We start from the raw sequence: 13,308 nt of genomic DNA on the forward strand, positions 1-13,308 counted from the left end.
GGAGTGTGCGCTTCACTTGCGCAGTTTGCCTGTTATTTTTTGTAATCCTGCTTTTTCTCAAACACGATGTAAGCCGAATACTCGCGCATTTTTCCTGTTATCTTATCTTCGCCGAACAGTCGTTTAAGCAGGTTTACCCACCAGGGTAGTGGAAAGCTTCGCTGGTGTTTCGCCGCGAAATCCGCTAAAAAATGGATGTCGTGTTTTATCCAGCCATTATCCTCAAACAGACCAAACCAGTCGGTGGGGAAAAACCGAAACACTGCGTCGCCCAGGGCGCTCTGAAATTTAGGTGATTGGTATCTTGGATATAGGTCTTTCGAGTAATACTCGTTTATCCAATAGTTAAAGTTCGGCTGTCTATATAGGTCTTGCGCCAGTTGGATGACGTCCGTTTCAGTTAAATAGGGTGTGACGCCTTCGGTAAGTAAAATCGCCGGTCCGTATGTGTTATTGAGTTCGGCGAAAAGGTTTTTTCGCGCATCTGTATTGGATAGATCCAGGCCTACACGCTCCAGCTGGCAGTGCGGGGTTTCGTTGCGCAATTTTTCACTTTTGAACGCAACCACATCTGGGAAATCGACTTCGATCCAGCGCGTTTCCGGCGGTAAGTCCAGTCGATACGGGCGCGTATCCAGCCCGGCCCCCAAATTAATTACCGTGTTGCAGGATTGCTGGAGGTAGCGAAGAATAAAGTCGTCGATAATTGGTGTGCGAATAGTGACTGACCAGTAACCATACTTGGCAAACGGCTTCATTGACCTGGCCATTTGTTCAGTGCGTTCGTTAAGTAACAAAGCAGAGTAAGGGTCGTGAAACAAGGCATCGGGACGCAGCGTTTCTTGTGCGCGGTAACTGGCGACCCAGAAAGCGGTATCCGCAACCGTTGTTTTCGTGTTCGTTTTACTTTTACTTTTATTGATAGTTTTAGTGTCCATGAGTATGCCTCTGTGGTGACACTGTATGAAGACGTCCATGCCCGGCAGTGTGACCGGTTATCATGACAGCCAGTCGACTTTTATCGTTTTATTCAAATATCCAGCAATGCCAGACGTGCGACGAGAAAGTAAAATGGCAACGCGAGAAAATGCCCTGCAAACAGGGTTGTCAAATAGGCTCTACGTGAGGCAGCGCGCTCAATCCAATGCATTTTAGGAAACCAGTGCGTTGCCGCAGCATAACAAAACAGCCCGATGGCGTAGGCTTGCCAAAGAAGAGCTGGCCCCACTGGCAGCTGGTGGTAATGCAACAGCAACCCGGCGAAGCCCAGCGCGAAATAAACAAACATAATTGCTTCTTCCCATTGCACAATGCGTGGCGTCTGTTCGTATCTGCCGCGCATTTTTAATATGATTTTTACAGCGGCGCTCAGCGTGAATAACACGGTGAGAGAACAAACGTAGAAATAGAGAGCCATTTCCATATTTTTATTTCCCTGTTTTGCTGCCAATCTCTGGTGTACGATCTACTGCTTAGAGTGTTGTCATTTTACGTTAGGTTGTTAACGCGATAACATTTGCGCGTGGCCAACGGCTCGCTTGAACGCAACCGTTGCATCCGTTTTACCACCTCACGTTGGCTGAGTGCAAATGGCAAGGCATTCAGCGTTGTGCGGCTGCTATTTCGGGTTGTTGTTTCTATTAAACCGGCGATTAAATAGATGATCCTACCTATTTAATCGCGGGTCCTTGAAATACTCACGAAAATGTCTGAATTTCCTGATATTTCAACGATTTACATTGCCGATCTGGCAATGGCGGTGCTTCTCAGACCTGCCTGTTAACTTCGCAATTTTCACTGCCCAGTTAATAGGCTCGCAGGGATCGGTGATCTAGCTTGTGTACAAGAGGTCGAAAAATGATCGCCACGGCTCTTCAGGTAACGGCTGGTGAATTTTTAACCCGCCGACCAGCATAAATCTCATTAAAACGAAGCAAATACCGGGTTGGCGGGGCAAACTTTTTTCGGTTTGATCTAACAACATCTGTTTCCCTGTGCCTGTCTTGCTATAATTGCAGCCCGGATGTGCGGGCCGTCCGACATCCTTATAAAAAAACAGGATTTACCCACGCCAGGGCATAAACCTTCCTACTTTCGGTTCAACATGTACCGGTTCACTGTGCACTAGAATCGAGCCAGAACACACTGCAATCAAGGGTTGCGGACTTTTCACAACAGGAAACTGACATGGTAAAAAATATTGGTGTGCTTACCAGCGGTGGCGATGCCCCCGGAATGAACGCTGCGGTACGAGCTGTCGTTCGCACCGCGCTGCACTACGACGTCGGGGTGTATGGCATTTACAACGGTTACCTGGGGTTGTATCGCAATGAGATACAGCCGATGACTCGCCGCTCCGTTGCCGATACGATAAACCGTGGGGGCACCTTTTTGGGTTCTGCGCGGTTTCCTGAGTTCAAGGAAGAGGCCGTGCGTGAGGAGGCGATCAAAAATCTGCGCAAGCACGAGATAGACGCATTGGTGGTTGTAGGTGGTGATGGCTCGTATATGGGCGCCAAGAAACTCACCGAGATGGGGTTCCCCTGTATCGGGTTGCCCGGCACCATCGACAACGATGTTGCTGGTACCGACTACACCATTGGCTACTTTACAGCGCTCAATACGGTACTGGATGCGCTCGACCGCTTGCGTGATACCTCCAGCTCCCACAAGCGTATTTCTGTGGTGGAAATCATGGGGCGCCACTGTGGTGATTTGACCGTATGGTCCGCTATCGGCAGCGGTGCGGAATACGCTATTGTGCCGGAAATGCCGTTCGACGAAGACAAGTTCCTGGAGCAGTTGCGCGATCAGGTGGGTCACGGCAAAAACCACGCGATTGTTTGTATCACCGAAAAGATCACTGATGTAAACCGGCTCGCCAAGCGCATTGAGCAGGAAACCGGCCTGGAAACGCGTGCCACCGTGCTGGGGCATATCCAGCGCGGGGGAGCGCCGACAGCATTTGACCGCATATTGGCGAGCCGTATGGGTGCTTACGCTGTAGAGCTGCTGCGTCAGGGATACGGCGGTCGTTGCGTGGGAATCCAGGCTAACGAACTGGTGCATCACGATATTATCGACGCGCTCGAAAATATGTCGCGCCCGTTCAAAGACTGTTTACTCGACCTGGCTCATCGCCTGGCGTAATCACACAGTGACTATTGGCTGGTGGGGCAGGGAGGTGCCACCAGTATCGGTGCCGCTACAGTAAATGGTCTGCCGAGGTATTCAACGTCTGTGAGTGAGTACTTGCTTGGTTTTTGGGCTCCGATTTTCAAACCTCTGTATTTCAGACGTCTCTTTTCTCGTCCTCGTTTTTCACCTGGTTTCTCCCAGGCTGAGTAAGCCAATTTAACAGGTGCGCCATGTCTACAAAACCACGTCAATTTGCATCCATTGATGAGCTTCAAACCTACCTTCTCTCCTACGCCAAAGAGCGAGATTGGGAGCAGTTTCACGCACCGAAAAACCTGGTGATGGCGTTGTCGGTTGAGGTTGCGGAGTTGACTGAGCACTTTCAATGGTTGAGTGAAGAGCAGTCGAAGACTCTGGGTCCAGATAAGTTGGCAGAAGTAACGGCGGAGATGGCGGACGTTTTCATGTATCTTGCCCGGCTCGCCCAGGTTCTTGATGTGGATATTCTTGCGGCCTGCGCCGCCAAGTCGGAGGATAATGAGCAGCGTTATCCTCCTGACAAAGTGCGTGGCAGCGCAAAAAAATATTCGGAGTATTAAGTTCTGCCAATACGCGCTGGTGCAGCGAGGATCGAACTAACGGGGCTGGAACCAGAGTTCCTTGCGCTGAACTGGCGTTTTTGCGGGTAGTAACGGGTTATTTACGGTTAAAACCCGACGCTGGGGTAAGTTGGCGCGTGCAATCGCGTTGGCGAAACTGGCATTAAATAGTCGGTCGAACGAACCGTCTGCTATGGCTGCATTCAGACCTTTTTCAATCTCTTCTGCCAGTTGTGCGTTATCTTTGCTGACAAAAAAATAATAGGCGGCGTAATAGTGCACAGCCAAGGAATCCTCCACCACAATATTGCTACTGGGGGAACTGTCGATTTCCTGCCATATTTCAGCCACGCTGCGCGGAAAATAGTCTACGTCGTGAGTGTCCAGCAGCCGGAACAGGCTCATCCAATCCAGTGACGTGCGCAAACGAAATCCATTGGCAACCAGTATGCCCGTGTCAGGCCAGTCGAGACCATGCACTGCCAGCTTTCTTTTGAGCTGGGCGAGAGTTGTTATAGTGGCAAAATCAGTCTCGTCCTCCCGGTGTACGAGCAGCAGGCGCCAGCCAATTAGCCCTTTGTAAAGGGGAATGCGGACCGGTATCAGGCTGTTCTCGTGTCGCATGTTGGTCATCATCCAGTGCACATCGTAGCGTTTCGCCTGCAAATATTTTTCGCTACGGTTTTCACTCATCGGCGGTAACTGCACCGGCGACAGCCGGTAGCTCGTTCCACTCTTGTCTAACGCCAGTTGCAATAGCTGCAAAAAGTACCTGTCGCGTTGCAGGAAATAGGTGTTGTTGGACGTGGGGTGGCGAACGACCATTTCATTTCGTGGTAGGTAGGTAGAACTCGCCGCTCCTGCCGACAGCAGCGTTCCCGCCACTACGGAGGCAATCAGAACCAACTTACCTGGTACGCCGTACGTCACCGCAATCACTCCTAAATTACACGCCTTTATGCTTATTCCGGTCCTGAAGAACGGGGCGTTTTGGTATATCTGGAATATAGACAGTAGTAAATATAGACACGCAAAGACCTCAGGTGAACCCTTTAGTGTGCAAATACCCTGGCTTTATGACTCCAGCCCGAGCGACCACTGATGGGTTACGCGTGACCGCTTGTCGGTGCGCGCGGACGTGCAACGTGTTTTTGTCTGGAAATGAGACATGGCGCAACACTCCAGCAGATTTTTAATTCCTTTTAAATGTTCGAACTTTGTTAAATAAGTTACTGTTTTATCAGTATTTTGGCTAAATTTATTCATAAGATAGTGGTAAGCTTCAACGCTTATTATGCGACACACTAGCCAGGCTAAACGGTCACTATTTCATAGCTGGTTAGCGTTGTTTATGCCATCGGCAGAGGTTGTTGGTGGGTATGGAAATCGGTATAGCGGTTGTAACCTGGCGATTCATTCGTGCGGAGGACGGGGTTAAATGTTCATTTCAAAACTAGGCATGCTGCGCTCGGTGGCGTTCGGTGGATTCTTTGCGCTTCTGGCAGCATGTGGTGGCTCCAGCGATATAGGTACAAGCAGCGGCGATGGCTCATCTACCTCAAGCAGCGGTGCGCCGGGCGGTACTCCAACCAGTCAGCAGGTGGTCGTGTTAATGCGAGGATTGCGCGGTGAGTTGCAGTTAAGCGCCGGTGGACAGACATTTTCGATCAATACTAACGGCTATGTGCCATTGCGCAATCTTCCGCTAGGCGAGCTTACCGGCGCTATAGGGGCTTTCCCGGATCAGCAGCAATGTCTGTTTACTGAAACTCAAATGCTGACCTCTCCCCTGGATTCTGAGACCGTTGCGGTTATTGAGTGCGATGATCTTTTAACGCTCACCGGAAAAATCTTACAGCCGGGCACCGAGACGCCCTTACCAGGTGCAGTCGTCACTGTGCGTGGCTATACCGACTCCGCAGAGCCTGTGACTTTGGTAAGCGATACGGTAGGCGATGACGGAATCTATCTGTTGGATGACATCCTCCTGATTGGCTTTTCGCGCATGACGCTCACCATCGAGCACCCGGATTACGAACTTTTCAGCCTGCCAATCAGCGATTCGCCGTCGGAACTTTATCAGGACAAAAACTATACACCTACCGACCCAGCCAACAGCGCTACCTTTTCGCCCACGGAAGACCAGGCGCTGACGTTGGGTACTGTTGAAATTGACTTACCCTCCAACAGCCTGCGCACCAAATCCGGCGAAATTCCAACCGGCATGGTCACAGTGAGAACCTCACCGCTGGATGCCTCTTTTGCACCCGAGCTGCTTCCCGGCGCCTATCTGAACAGTGAAGACGAAGCACTGGAAAGTTTCGGTGCCGCTAGCGTGCGCTTCTTTTTGGGCGATGAAGAGCTGGTATTTGCGGAGAACGCCGCAGCGACCATTCGGTTTCCCATCGCGGTGCGCGCCCAGGGTAGCGCGCCGGCCTCTGAGCAGGCCTATTATTTTGATCGTGAAAGCGGGTATTGGGTTGCGGCGGGAATGGCTGCGATTAGTGGAACAGCGGATTACGAGCTTACCGCGGACCGATCTACCGTTTGGGGTGTATTCAGTAGTTATCCAACGGTCAACATTAAAGGTTGCGTGCGGGATATGAATGGCAACCCGGTAAAGGACACCCTAATTATTACACAGGGCCAGAGCTATATTGGGCGCCTGTTGGATTATACGGATAAATACGGAACCTATTCGGTTCGCGCCCGTACCAATTCAACAGTATTCCTGTACGCCCGCTCTGATGTGGCCAGCCAGACATTCAGTGTGACCACTGAAACGGCGGACGTGATTCGCTCGAGCTGTTTGGTTGTTGACCCGAATACCACCACCATCACCTTGACCTGGGGTGAGAATCCGGCGGATATCGATAGCCACTTATACGGGCCCAACGGTTCCGGTGGCAATTTCCATATTTACTATGCGGCGAAACAGACAACCGTGAATAACACAACGGTTTACCTCGATGTGGACGATGTCACCAGTTATGGCCCAGAGGTTATTACTATTCCTCGCTTCCCAAGCGCTGGCACCTATCGATTCTACACGCATCTGTTTTCCGGAAGCTCGAATATGTTCGCTTCTCCAACCAGGATCGCGTTGTTCACCGGCAGGGTAGAATATGTGTACTTTGTCACGGAAGCGCCAGGTACCACGGGCACGCGCTGTTGGCATGTATTCGATATTGAAGTAGACGACGCGCTCACGCCTACTGTTGTTGAGCAGAGCAAGTATGTTAGCGACACCTTCTGCTCCGGTAATGCGAACTAGGCTGAGGACAACATGGTTTCACCACTAACAGCAGGCGAGCAGCGCCGTGGCTGATACCGATAGCAAGGGCGACCCACAGGGTCGCTCTTCTGCAATTATTTCCCTGTTTCTACAGCCTTCACCAAAATATTGGCTGCTTGGGCTCGCCATACTTTTACTCTCCGCTATATCACATTTGCCGTACCGAATCTTGCTTTCTCTGGGGCGCGCAATAGGGGCAATGATCTATCGCAGCGGTGGAAGAGTTAAGCACATAGCGAATGTCAATATTACCCGTTGCTATCCAAGCCTTGCGCCAGAAGCACAGCAACGTATTCTGCAGCAGAGCTTTCGCGAGTTGGGAATATCGGTGGTGGAGACTTTTCGTGTATGGTTTGGGGACGCCGAAAAATTTTATGGCTCGCGCACAAAGCTGGAAGGCGAAGACCATTGGCGCGCGGCACTGGCGCGGGAGCGCGGCATTATTTTGTTGTCCTGCCATTACGGCAGTCTGGACCTGAACGCAACGCTCGCGGGCTTGCAGGTACGTAAGTATCGCAAATATGCCTTCACCTACCGTAAGCCATCCGACCAACTGGTTGACCGGTTTCTGGTAGAAAAGCGCACGCCCTATGCGGACCATTTTTTTCCAGTCAACAACTTAGTGGGTATTATTCGTTTGCTGAAAAAGCAGGGCGTTGTCTGGTATGCGCCGGATATTGAGGTCAAAAATAAAAACTCGGTGTTCGCGAATTTTATGGGTATTCCTGCTTCAACTACTGCTGGCTTGAGCAAGCTCGCACAGGCGGGCAATGCGGTAATCTTACCATTCGGCCATTACCGCAATTCCGATAATACCTATACCCTGAAGTTTTTTCCGCCGCTGGAAGGTTTTCCCAGCGAAGATGCCGTTGCAGATACGCGTCAGATTAATCGGGCTATCGAACATATAATCCGGCCGTTTCCCGAGCGCTACTGGTGGACGATAAAACGCTTCAAAAATCGTCCGGCGGGCGAGCCACCGTTCTATTGATCTAAAATTATTGATCCAAAAAGATTTCCAGTATTTCCGCAATACGATTCAGCTCTGTCGGTTTGGGTAAATAGGCATCCATTCCCGCCTGTAGGCATTTGGTGCCATCGTCGATAAGCGCGTTGGCCGTTAGTGCAATTATTGGGGTGCGGCAATTGGGGTTATCCACGTGGCGAATTTTTTCTGTCGCCGTATAACCGTCCATGATTGGCATTTGGCAGTCCATAAAAATCAGATCAAACGCCTCTTCCATCGAACATGCAATAGCCTCAACGCCATTCTTCGCAATTCGAACATTGCAACCCAAGTGCCGCAACAGCTGGCTTGTGACCAGCTGATTGGTACTGTCGTCGTCCACTACCAGTGCATCGGCCTGGAAGCGTTGTTTGAGGCTGCCACTATTCGGGATACGGCTAAAGCTGGTAGTCACCTTCTCGTTTTCTGGCCCTTGCCATTCGACCGGAAGTTCCAGGTCGAACCAAAAACTGGAGCCTTGCCCCTTCGCACTGCTGAGATTTATTTGGCTCCCCATACTGGCCACAATCTGGGATGAAATAGAAAGTCCAAGCCCTGTGCCGCCAAACTGTCGGGTAGTGGAATTATCTTCCTGTGCGAACTTTTCAAATACCACCGCCTGCTGTTTTTTGTCGATACCAACACCGCTATCCGATATGCGAAACCGTAAGAATGTGCGGTCGGCTTCCAGTTTGATAACTTCAATCGCGAATTCGACATAGCCCATTTGGGTAAATTTTATTGCGTTGGAAATGAGGTTTAATAAAACCTGTTTCAGATAGAATGCGTCACCAATGAGTCTTTTCGGCAGATTGCGCGCAATATTCAAGCGGAAATCCAGCTTCTTGTCGCGTGCATTAGCAGTGGAGATTTTGTAAATTTCGTTAACTATTTTGTGTGGGTCAAATGGTGCTTGGGTGAGCGCGACCTTGCCCGCTTCGATTTTAGAAAAATCGAGAATGTTATTAATGACCTCCAGCAAATTTTTCGAAGAGGTGGAAATAATGCCGGAAATTTTCCGTTGCTCTGCGTTTAATGGTGTTTCCTCGAGTAGCGAAACCATGCCAATTACCCCATTGAGTGGGGTGCGCAGTTCGTGGCTCATATTCGCCAGGAAGGTACTTTTCGCATTTAGCGCCTTTTCCAGTGCGACATTTTTTTCCCGCAGCCGTGTGCGCAGACGGATCATCGCTGAGTTGATAACGCCCAGCGTAATATTGCCGAAGGTGAATACCAGCCATGCAATCAAATGGTCTGTCTGACGAATTTCGGGTGTGCCCTTGCGCGTAGCATAATCGAACTGGTTAAAGGTAAAGATTAACGTTATCACGGCCACGTAGGTAATGAATTGTGATTGCGTTAAGCGAAAGGTGCCAAATATGGTGACCAGAAACAAAAACAATAGCACCAGGTGGCGCAGCTCATCCAGCTGATAAAATATATAGAGGCAAAAAAGTGCTGCCCAATACATTTCCGGCAGGGTAAGTGACGGTTCGCGAAAACGCAGATTGAGACGCGTTAAAAAGGTCAGGATAAAACCTATATTGACGGTCCAGAACACGATAAGTGTTATGCCGACTTCCTGAGGGCTGGTCAGGCAGTCACCCACTTCGCAGGCATAAATATACAGAACGGTAAGCACCAGTCCGCCGACTGCGGCGAGGAGCGTGTTACCGAGGCGAATTTTTTGTTTGCTGTCCAAATTCAATTTCATAGGGCGTTGTGGCGCGCGGTAAAGTTTGTTACGCGTTCGACTCTTTCAGGCTGCTGGGGGTGCCCGGTAAACGTGTAAATAAAGTTGTAAGCATAATTTTTATGTTTGAACGATCAGTGCTCACACTAATTTACCAGGCTCGACTGATTTGGATTCGCTTAAGCCGAGATGAACGCGCATTATAGTGGAAGTGACAAAAACCAACCCGCGCTCTTTTATGTAAAAGTGGCTGGAGTCGCTTTTATCGCAAATTTTAGACGCTGGAGCGGGGAGTCGCGATGAATAAAAAAGACTCAGTCGTCTATTGTTGGCGCGCTAATATTCCAGCTGAGATTTTCCATACGCAGCGTTCTGTGTTCGAATTTCTAGGGGGTGAAGGATCGCCGTTATTTTTTTGCGTCCGCGCTTAAACGTCTCTTTGTTAACTGAGTTGCCTGTGCGGAGAGCGGGTCGTCTGGCCAGGGATGTTTTGGGTAGCGGCCTTTCATTTCTTTCTTGACGGCTTCGTAGCCGTTCCGCCAGAACCCGGCGAGATCCTGGGTGATTTGTAATGGCCGCCGAGCGGGTGAAAGCAGGTGAATCAGCAGGGCAACCTTGCCATTGATAATGCTCGGGGTCTCCTCACAACCAAACATTTCCTGTAATTTCACTTCCAGTTGCGGTGGCGACTGCAGGTAGTTAATACTGATGTGATTTCCGGAAGGCACTTTGATTCGTGTTGGTGCGAGTTGCTCCAAAAGTTGCTGCTGCGACCAGGGAAGCTGTGCGTGGACAATGCTTGCCAGATCCAGGCGCTTTAAGCTTTGCAGGTTATCGATGTCAATGAGGTAGGGGGCGAGCCAATTGTCGATTGTTTCCATCAGTGCTTCATCGCTTAAGTCTGGCCATAGCGCTGACGAGTTATCGTTCTCACGTACTAAGGCCACGCGCGCGCGCCACTGGTTGATATCGCTATTCCATGGCAGCACCCCAAGCCCCTGCAGGCGGATATAGTTCAAGGTTGCCGCAGTGCGGTCTTCCGCAGTTACGTTTGATGCCGCACGTTGTTCAACCAGTATCGCACCTATGCGTACTTGATCCTGAGCGAGTACGCGATTTTCCCGCCACTCAATAACGCGTTCCTGTGTTTTTTGTGCCGCAAGGCCGCTATTTAAATCTTCTTTGGTCAAGCTGGCAGCGGCGAATATCCGGTCTTCCGATTGATTGGTGACCCCGCCGATATCCGCGATTGCGAGCCACTCCGTGCCCGCCAGGGAATCGTTGGGTGAGAGTTGGGCGGCGCGGCCATTGGCCAGTAAGTATCGATTGCGGCTCTGGGTTCGCTTGCGGGCAATCCGGTCCGGGTAGGCGCTGGCGATCAGCAATCCCAGCGCGTTTAGGTCCTCATCGGTACTATTGGCTTCTCGGTTGTGGCTGAGCAGCGATAGCAAGAGTCCGCGTTGTTGGCGAATACGCTGAAGCCAGGCTCGGTGTTGAGAGGGCAGTGAGCGGCGCCCCTCAACTGTCTCGACTACAAACATCAGATCTGTGTGCTGCCCTATATCTGGTATGGCTTCACTTAGGATTGCGGCAACACTGGCGGCTAGGGGTAGGCGTCCAAACTCGGTTGCAACAAGGAGTAGATGCGCGAGACGCGGGTGCAGGGGCAGCATGGCCATTGCTTGGCCGTGTTCGTTTAATACGCAAGCGGTGGGGGTATCAATGGCTTTGAGCCTGAACAGAAGATCACAGGCTTGCTGAAACGCGGGCTTTGGTGGTTCATCCAACCATTGCAGTTGTTGCGGATCGTTGACACCCCACTGCAGCAATTGCATCGCCAGGGGCGCCAAATCCGATTGCAATATTTCGGGTGTCGCTTGCGCTGCGCGCTGGTGTTGAGCGGTTTCGGTCCAGCAGCGATAGCAGTTGCCGGGCGCCAGCCTGCCCGCCCGTCCCGCGCGCTGAATGCTGGATGCAATAGAAATCGGCCCTGTATGCAGGCGGGTCATCCCGGTGCGCGGGTCGAACTTCGGCTTGCGTGCAAGGCCGCTGTCTACAACGATATGAACCCCGTCGATGGTGAGGCTGGTTTCGGCAATGTCTGTTGCCAGTACTACTTTGCGGGTTTTTATCTGATCAGTAGTGAGAGGTGATATTGCCTTCTGTTGCTCAGCGAGTGACAAGCTGCCGTAGAGCGGCATTACCGCAACTTCGTTGCTTAGCGACTCCGACAGAGCGGCTTTAAGTTGATGAATCTCTCGCTGCCCAGGCAGGAAAACCAGGCAGTCGCCGCTGTGTTTATTCAGCGCCTGGACCACTGTCGTGGCGAGTATCGACACCAGGTCGGCGCGACTGGGAGTGTGTTGCGCGTAGGTGACTTCTACCGGGAAACTGCGGCCGGCGCTGGTTAACTTGGGCGCTCCGCCGAGCAAGTCTGCGATTGCTTGCGCGTCGAGCGTGGCTGACATGACCAATAGTTTGAGTGGGTCGGTATCGTCGCGCAGTAATTCACGGCTCTGCATGCACAACGCCAGACCGAGGTCCGAATGCATACTGCGTTCGTGAAATTCGTCAAAAATCACCAGTGCGGTGTCATCCAGCGAGGGGTCTTGTTGGAGTCGGCGCGTCAGTATGCCTTCCGTAACGACTTCTATAATGGTGTCCCGCGAGCATTTCTGCTCAAGTCGCATGGTGTACCCGATGGTTTTGCCAACTGGCTCTTCCAACAATTCTGCCATGCGCACTGCTGCCGCCTTCGCGGCGACTCGGCGCGGCTCCAGCATGACTATTTTACGGCCGCGAAGCCACTCTGCTGTACGCAACGCCAGGGGAACCAGTGTAGTTTTGCCTGCGCCGGGCGGCGCGTCGAGTACCAGTTGGTGGTGATGCTGTAGTGTGAGCGCTAACTCATCCAAGAGCGTTGCGATGGGGAGCTGAGGAAGTCGTGCGGATGAAGTTTTTACTGTAGTCACGTTAAATAAGACGTAAAAGATCTCATTTTAACGTTTGTGCACGCACTGAGAATAGCGTTGTTTGTTAGGGCAATAAAAAACCGGGAGCTTTAGGCTCCCGGTCGAGGTTTTTAGGCCTGAGCCACCTGCTGTGTTTCTACTTGCAAGAGTGGCATAAAGTGGAGAAGGTCCTGACGATCGGGAAAATCGTTCATATAGTTGAACAATTTTTCGTAAGTGACTACTTCCCGGGTGATGTTGGCTTCGTCTGTAGGCAGTGTTTGGCCAATTTCCGCGACGCGTTGTGCCTGGGCTGCTTTTCCTTGATTGAGCAGGAGTCGTATTTCGCAGAGCAGGCTGTTGGCAATAATCAGTGCATCTTTGTTTTTCATAACTGCTAGTCCTTTTTGCATACTGCATTTAAACAAAGGCCCGCTTTTGAGTTCGGTGCCGGTCATTACGCTTATTTATAGTTTAGTTTTTTTTATTATTAAAAAAGCGAAAAAAAACCTTAAATAAAAAACTTGTCTATTAGTCTGGAGTATATAGATCTGGTTCTTATAGATGGGTAACAAGATGCTATTTTTCAGCATAAATAATGGGAATATCAGTGACAGACGTTTGTG

Annotated in this window: 10 protein-coding genes; 4 read left to right on the forward strand and 6 right to left on the reverse strand. The window is 50.9% G+C overall.

What is annotated here, in order from left to right; all coding sequences use genetic code 11:
- Positions 1 to 32: 32 nt before the first annotated feature.
- A complete protein-coding gene (locus TERTU_RS02755; RefSeq protein WP_015817506.1) occupies positions 33 to 938 on the reverse strand; it encodes a class I SAM-dependent methyltransferase in 906 nt (301 codons plus the stop codon).
- A 92-nt stretch (positions 939 to 1,030) separates the two neighbouring features.
- Positions 1,031 to 1,423 carry a hypothetical protein gene (locus TERTU_RS02760; protein WP_015816830.1) on the reverse strand — a complete coding sequence of 131 codons (393 nt, stop codon included), beginning with the start codon at positions 1,421 to 1,423 and terminating at the stop codon, positions 1,031 to 1,033.
- Positions 1,424 to 2,187: 764 nt separating this feature from the next.
- Between TERTU_RS02760 and pfkA the strand changes: the two genes are divergently transcribed.
- Both pfkA and TERTU_RS02775 read left to right on the forward strand, forming a co-directional pair.
- A complete protein-coding gene (pfkA, locus tag TERTU_RS02770) occupies positions 2,188 to 3,150 on the forward strand; it encodes a 6-phosphofructokinase (RefSeq protein WP_015817073.1) in 963 nt (320 codons plus the stop codon).
- A 218-nt stretch (positions 3,151 to 3,368) separates the two neighbouring features.
- Positions 3,369 to 3,737, forward strand: coding sequence for a nucleotide pyrophosphohydrolase (locus TERTU_RS02775; protein ID WP_015817554.1), 369 nt, complete (start codon positions 3,369 to 3,371; stop codon positions 3,735 to 3,737).
- A gap of 36 nt (positions 3,738 to 3,773) precedes the next feature.
- Here TERTU_RS02775 and TERTU_RS02780 read toward each other — a convergent pair whose 3' ends face one another.
- Positions 3,774 to 4,667 (reverse strand): type 2 periplasmic-binding domain-containing protein, encoded by an 894-nt coding sequence (locus TERTU_RS02780; protein WP_037988470.1) that lies wholly within the window; start codon positions 4,665 to 4,667, stop codon positions 3,774 to 3,776.
- A gap of 508 nt (positions 4,668 to 5,175) precedes the next feature.
- Between TERTU_RS02780 and TERTU_RS02785 the strand changes: the two genes are divergently transcribed.
- Both TERTU_RS02785 and TERTU_RS02790 read left to right on the forward strand, forming a co-directional pair.
- Entirely contained in the window at positions 5,176 to 7,011 is a 1,836-nt protein-coding gene (locus TERTU_RS02785; RefSeq protein WP_015819445.1) for a YfaP family protein, read from the forward strand.
- A 46-nt stretch (positions 7,012 to 7,057) separates the two neighbouring features.
- Positions 7,058 to 8,023 (forward strand): LpxL/LpxP family acyltransferase, encoded by a 966-nt coding sequence (locus TERTU_RS02790; protein ID WP_015818066.1) that lies wholly within the window; start codon positions 7,058 to 7,060, stop codon positions 8,021 to 8,023.
- Positions 8,024 to 8,030: 7 nt separating this feature from the next.
- On the opposite strand, the gene TERTU_RS02795 is transcribed toward TERTU_RS02790, so the two are convergent.
- The 3 genes from TERTU_RS02795 to TERTU_RS02805 all read right to left on the reverse strand — a co-directional run bounded on the left by TERTU_RS02795 (position 8,031) and on the right by TERTU_RS02805 (position 13,074).
- A complete protein-coding gene (locus tag TERTU_RS02795) occupies positions 8,031 to 9,752 on the reverse strand; it encodes an ATP-binding protein (protein WP_015817520.1) in 1,722 nt (573 codons plus the stop codon).
- A 386-nt stretch (positions 9,753 to 10,138) separates the two neighbouring features.
- Positions 10,139 to 12,703 (reverse strand): ATP-dependent helicase HrpB, encoded by a 2,565-nt coding sequence (hrpB, locus tag TERTU_RS02800; RefSeq protein WP_015818771.1) that lies wholly within the window; start codon positions 12,701 to 12,703, stop codon positions 10,139 to 10,141.
- A gap of 110 nt (positions 12,704 to 12,813) precedes the next feature.
- Positions 12,814 to 13,074, reverse strand: coding sequence for a hypothetical protein (locus tag TERTU_RS02805; protein WP_015818301.1), 261 nt, complete (start codon positions 13,072 to 13,074; stop codon positions 12,814 to 12,816).
- Between the last annotated feature and the right edge of the window lie 234 nt (positions 13,075 to 13,308).

It is taken from the genome of Teredinibacter turnerae T7901 (assembly GCF_000023025.1).
Classification (GTDB): Bacteria; Pseudomonadota; Gammaproteobacteria; order Pseudomonadales; family Cellvibrionaceae; genus Teredinibacter; species Teredinibacter turnerae_B.